We start from the raw sequence: 14,302 nt of genomic DNA, 5'->3' as shown, positions 1-14,302 counted from the left end.
CTTGGCGCGATATTGCGGGATCGGCTGCGCCGGTATGCGCGTGTACATGCTCATGCGGCTTCCTCTACCATGCCAACCCCTTCGATCTGGTCTTCGAGTTCCTCGGACGCCTTGCGGAGAGCGTCGAGGGTCTCGTCGTCCGGCTTCCAGTAGTTGCGTTCGTATGCTTCGTTCAGACGGTTCACCATGCGCGCGGTAGCCGTCGGGTTCAAGGCCGCGAGCCGCTTGCGCATGGTCTCATCAAGCACATAGGTCTGCGTGAGGCGCTGATAGACCCAAGGGTCGACCTGCCCTGTCGTCGCCGACCAGCCCATCGTGTTGGTGACGGTCGCCTCGATCTGACGCACGCCTTCATAGCCGTGCTCCAGCATGCCCTCGTACCATTTCGGGTTGAGCGCGCGCGTGCGCGTTTCAAGCGAAACCTGCTCGGAAAGCGTGCGCACCTTGCCTTCGCCGCGCGTCTGGTCGGCGATGTAGACCGGCAGATCCTTGCCGCCCTTCGCGCGCCGCACGGACCGCGTGATGCCGCCCAGCGTATCGAAATACTGATCGATGGTGGTGATGCCGAGGTCGACCGAATCGAGGTTCTGATAGGCGAGATCGACGTCCGCCAGCATCGTCTTCAGCAGCGCCGGTTGCGCCATCGGCTTGCCCTGCCGCCCATAGGCGAAAGACTTGCGGCGGCTGTAGGTTTCGGCGAGTTCGTCCTCGTCCTGCCACGCACCCGAATCGACAAGCAGGTTCACATTCGCGCCATAAGCGCCGTCGCCGTTCGAGAAGACGCGAAGCGCGGCTGTTTCCATGTCGCATTTCTGCGACGCCTGATAGGCGAGCGCGTGCTTGCGGATGAAGTTCTGGTCGAGCGGCTCGTCCGCGATGGCGGCCTCGTAGGACGCTTCCGCCAGCAGCTTCATTTGCAGCGGCAAGAGGTCGCGGAAGATGCCGGACATGGTCATCACCACGTCGATGCGCGGGCGGCCGAGTTCCTTCAGCGGCACGAGCGAGGCGCCCGAAACGCGACCGTAGCTGTCGAGACGCGGGCGCGCGCCCATGAGCGCAAGCGCCTGCGCGATCGGCTCGCCCTCCGTCTTGAGGTTGTCGGTGCCCCACAGCACGAACGCGACCGATTCGGGCAGCGCATTGCCTTCCGCCATGTGCCGGTCGAGAAGCCGCGCTGCCTGTTTCTCGCCCTCCTTCATCGCGAACACGCTCGGGATGCGGAAGGGGTCGAAACCGTGGATGTTGCGGCCGGTGGGCAGAATGTCGGGATTGCGGATGATGTCGCCGCCCGCGACGGGGCGGATGTAGCAGGCGTCGAGCGCGCGCACGATGGCGGGCAGTTCCGCGTCTTCGCCCAAATGATTGTACATCTCCGCGAGCTTGGCGAGCTTGCCGATGTTCTGCTCGGAGCGTTCGAGCCCGGCGCGCTTCAGCGCGTCCTCGGGGGGCTGCCCGCCCGCCACGGCGCGGATCAGATCGTGGGATGGGCTGAAACCGTCGAGCGCTTCGGCCGCGAAGGACAGAAGGTCGCGCCGCTCGTCGTCGGTCGCGGTCTTGCCGACGACGTGGAGGCCGTGCGGGATCAGCGTCTCTTCGAGTTCGATCACGGCATTGATGAGCGCCGCCACCTTGCCCTCGACTTCGCCCGTCGGCCATTGCGGCTCGGCTTCGGCGAGATCGACGGCTGAAGCCTGTGCCTGAATGAGCGCAGCGAGCGCTTCCTTCTCGGCGTCCACGGTCTCGGGCGTGAATTCGCGCCAGCGCTGCACCGACGCCTTGAGGTCGAGCAGCCCGCGATAAAGCCCCGCCTGCGTGACGGGCGGCGTCAGGTAGCTGACGACCGTCGCAGCGCTGCGGCGCTTCGCAAGCGTGCCCTCGGACGGGTTGTTCGCGGCATAGAGATAGAAGTTCGGGATGTCGCGAATCAGGCGGTCCGGCCAGCAATCTCCCGAAAGGCCGGTTTGCTTGCCGGGCATGAATTCGAGCGCGCCATGCGTGCCGAAATGCAAAAGCGCATGCACGCCGAAATCGTCGCGCAGCCAGCGGTAGAAGGCGGAGAATGCATGCGTCGGCGCGAAACCGCGCTCGAACAGCAGGCGCATCGGGTCGCCCTCGTAACCCATCGCGGGCTGAATGCCGACAAACACATTGCCGAACGTCTCGCCGAGCACGAACACCGTCGCGCCGTCGGTCTGCTGGCGGCCGGGCGCGGAGCCCCACGCCTTTTCGATCTGCGGCAGCCACTTCTCGGCGCGAATATAGTCGTTCACCGGGATGCGGGCGAGCACGTTCGCGGGCGTACCGTAGCGGGCCGCGTTGCCGCCGATGATGCGTTCGCGCAGCGCGTCGACGGACTCAGGCACCTCGACGGTGTAGCCCTCGGCCTTCAGCCGCTGAAGCGTGTTGTAGAGCGACTCGAACACAGCGAGCGACATCGCCGTCCCGATATTGCCCGCATTCGGCGGGAAGCAGAACATGACGATGCCGAGCTTGCGCTCCGCGCGCTCGCTCTTGCGGAGCGCGATCAGACGCTCGATACGCGAAGAAATCATGTCGGCGCGCTCGACGCAGGAATGCATGTCGCGCGCGGTCGACGCCGGGAAGACGCAGCCGAGTTCGCAGCCGGGACACGGCGCGTCGGTGCAGTCGGAACGGCCGCCGAACACCGCCGGACCCGTGGCCCCGTCAAGCTCGGGGATCGCCACCATCATGGTGCTTTCCACCGGCATCAGGCCGCGGACGTCGCCCGCCCATTGCTGGAGCGTCTGGAATTCCACCGGCTGCACGGAGATATAAGGAACGTCGAGCTTGGCGAGGATTTCCTGCGCACCCTTCGCGTCGTTATAGGCCGGGCCGCCGACGAGCGAGAACCCGGTAAGGGAGACGAGCGCGTCGATCTTCGTCCTGCCGTCCTCGATGAAATAACGCTCGATCGCTTCGCGCGCGTCGAGGCCGCTCGCAAAGGCCGGAATCACGTTCAGTCCGCGCTTCTCCAGCGTCTCGATCATGCCGTCATAGTGCAGCGAATTGCCCGCGAGCACGTAGGAGCGCATGACGAGCACGCCAACGGTGCCCTTGTCGCTCCCCTTGGCGAAAGGCAGTTCGTCGATGCTGTGGCCGACGCGATGCTTCAGCGTCGGGTGATAAACGCCGACCTCCGGATATTCCACCGGCTCGGCCGCGCTGATCTTGCCGCGCAGCGCCTGACGCGGGCCGCTCGCATAACGGTTCACGAGGTAGCGCACCATGTGCGCGATGTTGTCGTCGGAGCCTGCGAGCCAGTATTGCAGCGTGAGGAAGTAGGCGCGCACGTCCTGCGCGGCGCCGGGGATGAAGCGCAGGATCTTCGGCAGGCGGCGCAGCATCGCCATCTGCTTCGCGCCGGCGTTCGAGGGCTGACTGTCGCCCTCTTTTCTCTTCGGTTTCAGCTTCTTCAGCAGCGACAGGACGCCCTTGTCGGAGCCGTCCATGTTGAAACCGCCCATCTTGGTCACGCGTGCGACCTCGGCCGCCGACATGCAGGCGATCATCGCATCGCAATGGTCGCGGCGCGCTTCGAGCGCGGGCAGCACCGCCTTGATGTGCTCCTCGATGAACAGCATCGTCGTGAGGATGATGTCGCCCTCGCGGATGTCGTCGAGGCACTCGTCGAGAAGCTCGGGGTTCTGGCCCCACTCGCTCGCGGCGTGAAGCATGATGCGAAGGCCAGGCAACTCTTCTGCCAACGTCTCCTTCGCGCGCTCGACCGCGCTCGCCAGATGACTGTCGAGCGTTACAATGACGAAGCGGACGGGCGTGCTGCTAGCGGCTGAAGTGCGCTTTTGCATCGTAAAGTGTCTCTACCGTGATGTTCGAGATGCCTTTTTCGGCGGCGTAGCGCTCAGTGTTCCGTTTCGCCTTGCCGCGAACGAAGAAAGGAATTTTGCGAAGCTCGGCCTCGGCGTCGGCGAGCCATATGGGCGCGGAGGGCGTGGCGGGTGTGTCGGCGGGCTGAAGCGCGACCGCGACTTCCGCGGGAGCGGCGGCGGGCGCGACTTCCCGCGCGGCGGGCGCTTCCTTGAGGGCTTGCGGCGCGGCGCCGAGATGCGACGGGGCCTCCTGAAACTCGAAGTCCTCGCGGAACATGCGAAGCAGGTGCTCCTCAAGGCCCATCATGAGCGGATGAACCCAGGTGTCGAACAGCACGTTCGCGCCTTCGAAACCCATCTGCGGCGAGTAGCGCGCCGGGAAATCCTGCACATGGATCGGGGCGGAAATCACGGCGCACGGAATGCCGAGGCGCTTGGCGATATGCCGCTCCATCTGCGTGCCGAGCACGAGTTCCGGGTTACTGTCGCGGACGGCGGCTTCGACTTCGAGGTAATCGTCGGTGATCAGCGGCTCGACGCCATAGTCGGCGGCGGCGGCGCGAATCTCGCGGGCGAATTCGCGGCTGTAGGTGCCAAGCCCGACGACCTGGAAGCCGAGTTCCTTCGAAGCCACGCGGGCGGCGGCGAGCGCATGCGTCGCGTCGCCGAAGATGAACACGCGCTTGCCGGTGAGGTAGGTCGAGTCGACGGAACGCGAATACCACGGCAGCCGTGTGCGCTCCGGCACGTCGGCGGAGACATCCGCAATCTGCGCGACCTCGGCGATGAAGGCGCGCGTCGCGTTCACGCCAATCGGAACGGTCTTCGTATAGGGCTGCTTGAACGAACGCTCCAGCCATTGGGCGGCGGACAGCGCATGTTCAGGATAAAGCACGACATTGAAATCGGCATCCGGGATGCGCTGGATGTCGGCGGGCGAAGCGCCGAGCGGCGCGACCACGTTGACGCCGATGCCCATGCTGTCGAGAAGGCGCGTGATTTCGACGACGTCGTCGCGATGGCGGAAGCCGAGAGCGGTCGGGCCGAGCAGGTTCGCGAGGGGACGCTCGTTTTTCGGGCGCTCCATGCCCTGACGGGGGCCGCAGAGCGTGCGAACGATGCGGTAGAAGGTTTCGGCCGCCCCCCAGTTTTCTTTCTTCTGATAGGCGGGCAGTTCGAGCGGGATCACGGGAACGGGCAAATGAAGCGCTTCGGCGAGGCCGCCGGGATCGTCCTGAATGAGTTCGGCCGTACATGATGAGCCGACGAGCATCGCCTGAGGCTTGAACCGCTCATACGCCTCGGCGAGCGCCGCCTGAAACAACTCCGCCGTGTCGGTGCCGAGATCGCGCGCCTGAAACGTCGTGTAGGTGACGGGCGGGCGCTTGTCGCGACGCTCGATCATCGTGAACAGAAGGTCGGCGTATGTATCGCCCTGCGGCGCATGAAGGACATAATGAACGCCCGTCATCGCGGTCGCGACGCGCATCGCGCCGATATGCGGCGGGCCTTCATAGGTCCATACGGTGAGTTGCATCCGTTAAACCTCCAGCCGCGCGCGACGATTGAGCGGCCGCGCGAAAAGCTCCGCGAGATCGCCAGCCTGATCGTAGCCCTGGATCGGCGTAAATAGAAGCTCTATCGACCACTTTGTCGCCAAGCCCTCGGCTTCGAGGGGGTTGGCAAGGCCGAGGCCGCAAACCGTGAGATCGGGACGCGCCTCGCGGCAGCGGTCGAGTTGGTGTTCCACGTCCTGCCCCTCGTAGATAATGACATCCTTGTGAAGCAGGTCGAGTTCGGCGGCAAGATGCTGGCGGTGGAGGTAGGGGGTGCCCACCTCGGCGAGCGTCATGTCGAGTTCGCGGCTGGCGAAGCGTGCGAGCGGCACTTCGAGCTGAGAATCGGGGAAGAAGAAGATGGACTTGCCTTCGAGCTTGGCCTTGTGCGCGGAGAGCGCGCGCCTGGCGCGTTCGCGCGGCGCTGCGACGACGGCTTCGAAGCGCTCGTCGGGGACGCCGAACGTCCTCGCGGCGGCGCGCAGCCAGCCCGTCGTTCCCTCCTCGCCGAGCGGAAACGGGGCCGGGATGTGCCGCGCGCCACGACGCTGAAGCGTGCGCGCGGTCTCCGTCAGGAACGGCTGTGCAAGCAGGAACTGCGTATTCTCGCCGACGGGCGGCAGATGCTGACTGTCGCGCGGCGGGAAGAAATGCAGATCTTCGAGGCCGAGGTCGCGGAAAAGGCGGGCGAACTGGTCCTCCACCACATCGGCGAGTGTGCCGACAACCATAAGCGAACGCGCGGCGTCACACTTCGCTTCGGGCAGGGCCGGCACAAGCGACGCGAGACACGTGTCCTCGCCCTGCGTGAAAGTCGTGTCGAGGCCGCTTCCGGAATAGCTGAAAATGCTCACGCGGCCCGCGAAGTCGGCCGATAGCCGCTGCGCCGCGCGGTCGAGATCGAGCTTGATCACCTCGGACGGGCAGGAAGCGACGAGAAACAGCATCTTGATGTCCGGGCGGCGTTCGAGCAGCCGATTCACCACGCGGTCGAGTTCCTCGTTCATGTCGGCGAGGCCCGCGAGATCGCGCTCTTCGATGATGGCGGTGCCGAACCGCGGCTCCGCGAAGATCATCACGCCGGCGGCCGACTGAATCAGATGCGCGCAGGTTCTGGAGCCGACGACAAGAAAGAAGGCGTCCTGAATCTTGCGATGCAGCCAGACAATGCTGGTGAGCCCGCAGAAAACGGCGCGCTGGCCGCGTTCATGACGAACCTGCCGGTCCTGACAACCGGTGTCGTCGGCGGCGTCTTTGATGCTCATTGCGCCATCTCCGGCTCGACTGCGGCTTGCATTTCGGCGGCCTTTCTTGCCTCGTCGAGGCGGGCGGCGCGAAGCTTGAGAAGGAATTGCGCCGCGTTCACGACATAGGCCGTGTAGGCCGCAAGCGCGATGAACATCTGCGTCCGCGTGTCGAACACCCCATAGATGAGGGCGGCAATATAGGCGGTATGAAGCGCGATGACGAGGAAGCTCATCACGTCTTCCCAGAAGAAGGCCGGGGCCAGCAGATATTGCCCGAAGACCTTCTTCTCCCAGATCGCACCGGTGATCATGATGGTGTAGAGGACGAGCGTCTTGACGACGATGGACACCGTCGCCGCATATTCGCCGTTGCCGGTCGCGAGGAAGCGGACGACGAGCGCAAGGCTGACCAGGAAGACGAGAAACTGCAATGGCGCGAGCACGCCCTGAACGATCGTCCAGGGAGAGGCGTCGCGGCGGATGCGTTCTTCAGGCGTATAAAGCGGGCGTCGCGGTTTTTTGCCCAGCTTTTGTTGCATGCGCTATCCCCACATCATGTCGGTGGCATTTAGAACCGGTCTCAACGGACTGTCAACAAAACTTGACGTAAAGTCCAATTTACAGTTACCTTAAGCTGTGTCGCAATGAAACGATGCGCTGGCGGCTGTTGGAACTCGTTTGATGAACGGTGTCCCTTCAGCTTAAGCCTCGTCCAGGTTTCAATCCATCGGCACGAGCGGTTGCGGCCGGGTTTTCATTCCCGGGGCCTGAAGATCGTGTCACTTATCGCTGGCAGGAGGAAAAGGCAAGCTCGCGTGAAGCGCACGATGGCGCGGCCAACCGGTCGCGGTTCGGACCTTACCACTTGCCAAACGATGAGAGGGTGAGACCATTTCACGGCTTCTTGTTGCTCTTCATGCCGGCATGCCCACGAAGCCTTCACAGGCTGAGACAGCAGACTTCACCCCCGGCGACATCGAGCACTTCACCGCTCTTTTATTGTCCCCCAACGGGGTGGGCGCGGCCGCCTTCGTGGACCGCTGCCGCGCCGACGGCCATGAGCCGGAGGCCATCCTTCTGGGCTTGTTCGGGCCTGCGGCAGTTCGTCTCGGTCATCTCTGGGAATCCGACCGCTGCGGCTTCACCCAAGTCACGATCGCGGCTTCGCGTCTTCGGGAACTCCTGCGCACACGGGCTGTTTCCTTCGAGTGCAACGCTCATGTCTGGCATCACGGCCGTCGCGCACTCCTTGCATCGGCGCCCGGAGACCAGCACACACTGGGATTGTTCGTGGTCGAATCTTTTTTTCGTCGCGATGGCTGGGATGTGTACGGGGGGCAGATTGACTCGGGCGATGAAATTACCCACTTAGTCGGCAGGCAATGGTTCGCCGTCGCCGGATTTTCTCTCAGTTCAGAGCGATTTCTGGATGGGCTTGCTTCACTGATCCGAAGCGTCCGGCGGCACTCGTGCAACCGCGATATAGGCGTGCTTGTAGGCGGCGCAGCGTTTCTTCAGCAGCCTGATCTGGTGGGGCGGGTCGGAGCCGATGCGTTTGCACTCGATGGGCGCATGGCTGTTTCGCATGCACGGGCTTTGCTCGCGCACAAGCCTCTGCGCAATCAGTGAGGCGAGAGGATATTGGCGCAACAATGGAGATCCTGGTCTCTCGCACTGTGAACCCGTTTCAGTCACCGAAGAAGTCGCTTGGTTCCTTGAACCCAAGCGTCATCGCAAGGCTGATTTCCGCCGCGGCCGATGTCGCGCTCGTTGTCGACAAGAGCGGCATCGTCAGGGACATCGCGGTCGGCAGCGATGACCTCGTCAACGCCGGCTTCGGCGAATGGATCGGTGTGCCCTGGGTCGACACCGTGACGCCGGAAAGCCGCCACAAGGTCGAGGAACTGCTTCGCGAGGCCGCGCTCAAGATTCCCACGCGCTGGCGCGAAGTCAACCACACTGTCCCGGGCGGCGACCTCGTTCCCATGCGCTATTCCGCGCTTCAGATCCGCTCGGACGGCCGCATCGTCGCGTTCGGACGCGACCTTCGCGCGCTTGCAAGTCTCCAGCAGCAACTCGTCGACGCGCAGCTTTCAATCGAGCGTGACTATGCCCGGCTCAGGCAGTCCGAGCTTCGCTATCGGCTTCTGTTCCAGATCGCATCCGAGGCCATCGTCATCGCCGACGCGTGGTCAGGGCGCATTACCGAGGTGAACCCGGCCGCGCAGACGCTGATCGGCGAATCCTCGAAGAAGCTCGCCGCGCAGACGCTCGTCGACCTCGTCGACCCCGCCGATGCTTCCGCGCTTCAGGATCTGCTGGCTACGGTCCGCTCAACGGGCGTCGGCGACAATGTCGTCGTGCGTCTCTCCGGCCTCGACCGCCGCTTCACATTCTCCAGTTCGTTCTTCCGGCAGGGCGCCAGCGCCTTCATCCTCGCGCGGATTGCCCCCGTCGATGCCGATGTCTGCGAATGTCGGTCCGGCAAGACAGGCACCCTCGACAGGATCCTCGAAAGGTTGCCCGAAGGCTTCGTCATGACGGACGCCGATGGGCGCGTGCTTTCGGCCAACACGGCGTTCCTCGATCTCGCGCAGCTTTCCAATCCCGAGCAGGCGCAGGGCCATGCGCTCGAAAACTGGCTCGGGCGATCCGGCGTCGACATGAACGTCCTGATGGCGAACTTGCGCGAACACGGCTCGGTGCGCGGGTTCCCGACCATCGTGAACGGCGCCTACGGCTCGCTTGAAGATGTCGAGGTATCCGCCGTCTCCGTGCCGAACGGACAACAGCCCTGTTTCGGCTTCGTCATCCGCTCGTCCGCCACACGAGCCGCCCAGCAAAAGGCCGCGCGGCCAGCGAATCTCGCGCGTTCTGTCGATCAGCTTACGGAACTTGTCGGCCGCGTCTCGCTGAAAGACCTCGTGCGCGAATCGAGCGACCTCATCGAGAAACTTTGTATCGAGGCTGCGCTTGAGCTGACCGGCGACAACCGAGCCTCGGCCGCCGAGATGCTGGGACTCTCCCGCCAGAGCCTTTATGTGAAGCTTCGTCGCTACGGGCTCGGCGACCTGCAACCGGAAGGTAGCGGCGAGTAGCGCGCGCCAGACGACGGATCGGCTCTTCAGACAAGCTTTAGCCGGAAAAGTTTTTTTGCCTCATCTGTGACACAGCCTGTAAACCCAAATTGACAGGCGCCGATGTAAAATCTAGTGTCCGGCCATGAACCGGCCCGACTTTGCAACCATCCTCGAATACATGAAGCCCATAACGTGGTTCGCACCCATGTGGGCTTTCGGCTGCGGACTGATCTCTTCAGGCTTCAGCTTCGGCAGCAATTGGCAGATCGTGGTCGCGGGCGTGCTGCTCGCGGGCCCCATGGTCTGTGGCACGAGCCAGGCCGTCAACGACTGGTACGACCGCCACGTGGACGCCATCAACGAGCCGAACAGGCCAATCCCGTCCGGGCGGCTGCCCGGAAACTGGGGCTTCTATATCTCCGTCACATGGACGATCCTTTCGCTGATCCTAGCGACCACGCTCGGCGTCTGGGGCTTCGCTGCGGCGACGCTCGGCCTCATCCTCGCGTGGATGTACAGCGCTCCGCCCTTCCGCCTGAAGCAGAACGGCTGGTGGGGCAATCTCGCCTGCGGGCTGGCCTATGAAGGGCTGCCCTGGATCACGGCAGCCGCCATCATCGCCGCCGCGCTGCCCGACTGGCGCATCCTGACGGTCGCGCTGCTCTATAGCCTCGGCGCCCATGGCATCATGACGCTGAACGATTTCAAGTCCGTCGAGGGCGACATCAAGATGGGCGTCCGCTCGCTGCCCGTGCAACTCGGCGTCCGCAGCGCGGCATGGCTTGCCTGCGTCGTGATGGCGCTGCCGCAGGTGATCGTGATCGGCCTTCTCGTCTCATGGGACAGCTTGTGGCATGCGGGCATCGTCTCGGCGCTGCTCATCGCCCAGTTGGTGCTGATGCGACGCTTCCTCGGTAATCCGCGCGAGCAGGCCATCTGGTACAACGCCACCGGCACCACGCTTTATGTGCTCGGCATGCTCGTCACCGCTTTCGCATTGCGTCCGCTATTGCAGGGTCAGATGTAAATGTCCACGACGCTCGGCTGGTTTGGCATCGTTCGCCTCGGACTCGTTCAGATGGCCCTCGGCGGCATTGTGGCGCTCGCCACTTCGACGCTGAACCGGGTGATGGTGGTGGAGCTTCTGCTTCCCGCGACATTGCCCGGCCTTCTGTTCGGGATCCATTACGCCGCCGAGATGCTCCGCCCGCGCTGGGGCCACGGCTCCGACAAGGGCGGCAAACGCACGCCGTGGATCATTGGCGGCATGGCCGTGCTCGCGCTCTCGGGCGTCGGCGCGGCGGGTTCCATCGCGCTCATGTCCACGAACACGACCGTTGGCATCGCCTGCGCGGTCCTCGCCTATATCGGCATAGGCATCGGTGCGGGCGCTGCGGGAACCTCGCTTCTCGTACTCGTCGCCAAGCTGACCGCGCCCGAGCGCAAGGCAACCGCCGCCGCCATCGTCTGGACGTTGATGATCAGCGGAACCGCGCTTGCGGCGGGCTTCGCGGGCTACATGCTCGCGCCGTTCTCGATGGAACGGCTCATCGGCGTCAGCGCGGCGATTTCCGCCATCGCGTTTGCAATCGCCGTCATCGCCATCTGGGGCGTCGAGCGCCGCGTGGTCGACGGGGCAGAGAAGCCAAAGGAAAAGCCTGCACACAGCTTCATCGAAGCGATGAAGGACGTCATGTCCGAGCGCGACGCTCGGCGCATGACAATATTCATCTTCATTTCCATGCTCGCTTTCAGCGCGCAGGAACTGCTGCTCGAACCATTCGCCGGATCGGTCTTCGGCCTGACGCCCGCCGAGACGGCGCAGCTCTTCGGCATGCACCGCGCGGGCATCGTGCTCGGGATGGTGATGGGGGGCCTTATCGGCATCTTCTCCGCGAAGAGCACCTCTCTCGGGCGATATTGGGTGGCGGGCGGCTGCTTTGCCTCTTCCGCCGGGCTTTTCGCGCTTGCCGCCGTCGGTCTCGGCGCGGAGGCCGCTTACCTCACGGGCGTCGTCTTCACGCTCGGCATCGCGAACGGCATCTACGCGGTCGCCGCCATCGGCACCATGATTTCGATGGCGAATATCGGCAAGGGCTCGCGCGAGGGCGTCCGCATGGGCATGTGGGGCGCGGCGCAGGCCGTGGCCTTCGGGCTTGGCGGCGTCATCGGCACGGCTTCGGTCGATGTGGCGCGCGCGGCACTCGGGTCGGCTGCCGCTGCCTACTCCCTCATGTTCATTATCCAGGGCGTGCTTTTCGCGTTTTCCACATATCTCGCCTTCAGGCTGACGGCCGCCACGCAAGCCCCCGCCGATTCGCATCACGAACCAGAGCCTTCCCAACTGACGAACGCCCCGTTGCGGGTCCATCCGGAGCAAGTTTGACAATGACCGATCTTGACACATTCGACGTCATCGTGGTCGGCGGCGGCCCCGCCGGTGCAACGGCAGCAAACGATCTCGCGCGCATGGGCCATCATGTGCTTCTGCTCGACAGGGGGCACCGCATCAAGCCGTGCGGCGGAGCGATCCCGCCCCGCGCCATCAAGGATTTCGCCATTCCCGGCGAGTGCCTCGTCGCGCGCATCACCTCGGCCCGCATGGTCGCCCCGTCGGGCAAGGAAGTGGATATGCCCATCGACGGCGGGTTCGTCGGCATGGTCGATCGTGCAACCTTCGACGAATGGCTTCGGAACCGCGCAGCGGAGTCGGGCGCCGAGCGTCGGCAAGGCAAGTTCGAGAAGTACGCGCGCGACGAGAAAGGCCGTGCCGTCGTCACATACAAGACAGCGGACGGCGAGCACGTCAGCGTTACGGCGAAGGCCGTCATCGGCGCTGACGGCGCAAACTCCGAAGTGGCCAAGCAGGCGCTGCCCGAAGTGAAGAAGGTGCCGCTGGTGTTTGCCTATCACGAAATTGTGAAGGCTCCGGTCGGCGGGCTTACGAACTACGACCCCACCCGCTGCGACGTTTATTATCAGGGCAAGCTCTCGCCCGATTTCTACGCCTGGATCTTCCCGCATGGCGACACGGTCAGCATCGGCACCGGCACCATGATCAAGGGCTTCGACATGCGTCAGGCCGTGGCCGATCTTCGCAAGCATGTCGGCCTCGACGAGGAGCATGCCGAAACGCTGCGCTGGGAAGGCTCGCCGATACCGCTCAAGCCCTTGAAACGCTGGGATAACGGACGCGATGTCGTGCTCGCGGGCGACGCATCGGGCGTGGTTGCTCCGGCTTCGGGCGAAGGCATCTACTACGCGCTGCTGGGCGGCCGCCTGGCTGCCGAAGCGGTTGCCGAGTTCCTCAAGACCGCCGACGCGAAGGCTCTCGCCACCGCCCGCAAGCGCTTCATGAAGGAGCATGGCAGGGTGTTCTGGGTGCTCGAAATCATGCAGCACTTCTGGTATCGGAACGACAAGCGCCGCGAACGCTTCGTGAACATTTGCCAGGACAAGGACGTTCAGCGCCTCACCTGGCAGTCCTATATGCATAAGGAACTAGTTCGCTCGAATCCCGTTGCCCATGCTAGGATCTTCTTCAAGGATCTGGCTCACCTTCTGGGATTGGTTCGAACGTGACGTATACACACACAGAAACCGCTGAAGCGCTCGCAGGCCCCCGGTCGGGGTTTTGGAAGCCATTTGGAATCGCATTTCTTCTCGCCATGGTGGTCGGCGGCCTCGGAGCGCTGACGACCGACCTTTCCTCCTGGTACTTGTCGCTGAACAAGCCGTGGTGGCAGCCGCCGGATTGGGCATTCGGCCCCGCCTGGACTATAATTTTCGCGCTGGCAGCACTTTCGGCTGTCTATGCGTGGCGCGAGGCACCCACCCGCGACGACAAGCTGACGATCGTCATCCTGTTCCTCAGCAATGCCTTCTTCAACTTGCTCTGGAGCGCGTTGTTCTTCCGCTTGCAGAGGCCTGACTGGGCGTTGATCGAAGTCGGAGCGCTTTGGGCGTCGGTGTTCATCCCGATTGTCATACTTGCACGATACTCGAAGACGGCGAGTTGGCTCCTCGTCCCGTATCTGGCATGGGTGACGTTCGCCGGCTACCTGAACTACACCGTGGTTCAAATGAACCCGCAGATCATCGCGCAGTAGCTATCGTGTGGCCGGGTGAGCCCGGCCACTTCGCTCATCTCCGTTCGTCCGCCCGCAGCCATTCCCAGTCCCCTCACCGCGCCATGATTGCCACCACGCCATGACGACGCTTCTCGACATCATTCTCGTGCTCGTGGTTCTGGAAGCCGCCGTGATCGCGGCGTTTCGCGTGCGAAATAACGAAGCCTCCGCGATACCTGCGGATCTCGCTTATCTGGGGTCGGGGTTTTTCCTCATGCTGGCGGTGCGCCTCGCCTGGACAGAGTCTTCGCCCGTGTTTCCCGTGCTCGCGCTCGTCACGCTGGCCGGCATTTCGCACGTCTTCGACATCGTGAGGCGGTTTCGCAAGGCGGCCTGAGCCCGCGTTCTTCGAGCGAAGCGTTGGAGGACGGCGCGTTATTTGGAATAGGAATAAAGCTTGCCCTCGCGTGGAGAGGTGCAGCCGGACCCGCGCCGAACTTG

At 63.9% G+C, this 14,302-nt stretch carries 11 protein-coding genes; 7 read left to right on the top strand and 4 right to left on the bottom strand.

Features of this window, described 5'->3' with window-relative positions; all coding sequences use genetic code 11:
* Positions 1 to 50 precede the first annotated feature (50 nt).
* Genes KKP04_RS05645 through bchF form a run of 4 tightly spaced genes read right to left on the bottom strand, consistent with a single transcriptional unit; the run spans position 51 to position 7,190 of the window.
* Positions 51 to 3,827, bottom strand: coding sequence for a magnesium chelatase subunit H (locus KKP04_RS05645; protein ID WP_215027820.1), 3,777 nt, complete (start codon positions 3,825 to 3,827; stop codon positions 51 to 53).
* On the bottom strand, positions 3,802 to 5,385 hold the full coding sequence (bchB, locus tag KKP04_RS05640; RefSeq protein ID WP_215027819.1) for a ferredoxin:protochlorophyllide reductase (ATP-dependent) subunit B: 1,584 nt from the start codon (positions 5,383 to 5,385) through the stop codon (positions 3,802 to 3,804). Before bchB ends, KKP04_RS05645 begins: the two co-directional genes overlap by 26 nt.
* Positions 5,386 to 5,388: 3 nt before the next feature.
* Positions 5,389 to 6,669 carry a ferredoxin:protochlorophyllide reductase (ATP-dependent) subunit N gene (locus KKP04_RS05635; RefSeq protein ID WP_215027817.1) on the bottom strand — a complete coding sequence of 427 codons (1,281 nt, stop codon included), beginning with the start codon at positions 6,667 to 6,669 and terminating at the stop codon, positions 5,389 to 5,391.
* Entirely contained in the window at positions 6,666 to 7,190 is a 525-nt protein-coding gene (gene bchF / locus KKP04_RS05630; RefSeq protein WP_215027815.1) for a 2-vinyl bacteriochlorophyllide hydratase, read from the bottom strand. The genes KKP04_RS05635 and bchF overlap by 4 nt, the downstream gene beginning before the upstream one ends.
* 385 nt (positions 7,191 to 7,575) lie before the next feature.
* Here bchF and KKP04_RS05625 point away from each other — a divergent pair, with 385 nt between their 5' ends.
* The 7 genes from KKP04_RS05625 to KKP04_RS05595 all read left to right on the top strand — a co-directional run bounded on the left by KKP04_RS05625 (position 7,576) and on the right by KKP04_RS05595 (position 14,198).
* Positions 7,576 to 8,280, top strand: a complete 705-nt coding sequence (locus tag KKP04_RS05625; RefSeq protein ID WP_215027813.1) for a B12-binding domain-containing protein — start codon at positions 7,576 to 7,578, stop codon at positions 8,278 to 8,280.
* Positions 8,281 to 8,303: 23 nt separating this feature from the next.
* Entirely contained in the window at positions 8,304 to 9,749 is a 1,446-nt protein-coding gene (gene ppsR / locus KKP04_RS05620; RefSeq protein WP_215027811.1) for a transcriptional regulator PpsR, read from the top strand.
* 124 nt (positions 9,750 to 9,873) lie between these two features.
* Positions 9,874 to 10,758 carry a chlorophyll synthase ChlG gene (gene chlG / locus KKP04_RS05615; RefSeq protein WP_215027808.1) on the top strand — a complete coding sequence of 295 codons (885 nt, stop codon included), beginning with the start codon at positions 9,874 to 9,876 and terminating at the stop codon, positions 10,756 to 10,758.
* Positions 10,759 to 12,117, top strand: a complete 1,359-nt coding sequence (locus tag KKP04_RS05610; protein WP_215027806.1) for a BCD family MFS transporter — start codon at positions 10,759 to 10,761, stop codon at positions 12,115 to 12,117.
* 2 nt (positions 12,118 to 12,119) lie between these two features.
* Positions 12,120 to 13,313 (top strand): geranylgeranyl diphosphate reductase, encoded by a 1,194-nt coding sequence (locus KKP04_RS05605; RefSeq protein ID WP_215027804.1) that lies wholly within the window; start codon positions 12,120 to 12,122, stop codon positions 13,311 to 13,313.
* Positions 13,310 to 13,840, top strand: a complete 531-nt coding sequence (locus tag KKP04_RS05600; protein ID WP_371818710.1) for a TspO/MBR family protein — start codon at positions 13,310 to 13,312, stop codon at positions 13,838 to 13,840. Before KKP04_RS05605 ends, KKP04_RS05600 begins: the two co-directional genes overlap by 4 nt.
* 100 nt (positions 13,841 to 13,940) lie before the next feature.
* Complete coding sequence (locus tag KKP04_RS05595; protein WP_215027802.1) at positions 13,941 to 14,198, top strand: hypothetical protein; 258 nt, start codon at positions 13,941 to 13,943, stop codon at positions 14,196 to 14,198.
* Positions 14,199 to 14,302: the final 104 nt, after the last annotated feature.

This window comes from Rhodomicrobium sp. Az07, from assembly GCF_018619475.1.
Classification (GTDB): Bacteria; Pseudomonadota; Alphaproteobacteria; order Rhizobiales; family Rhodomicrobiaceae; genus Rhodomicrobium.
This window is presented reverse-complemented; position numbering and strand designations above follow the sequence as displayed.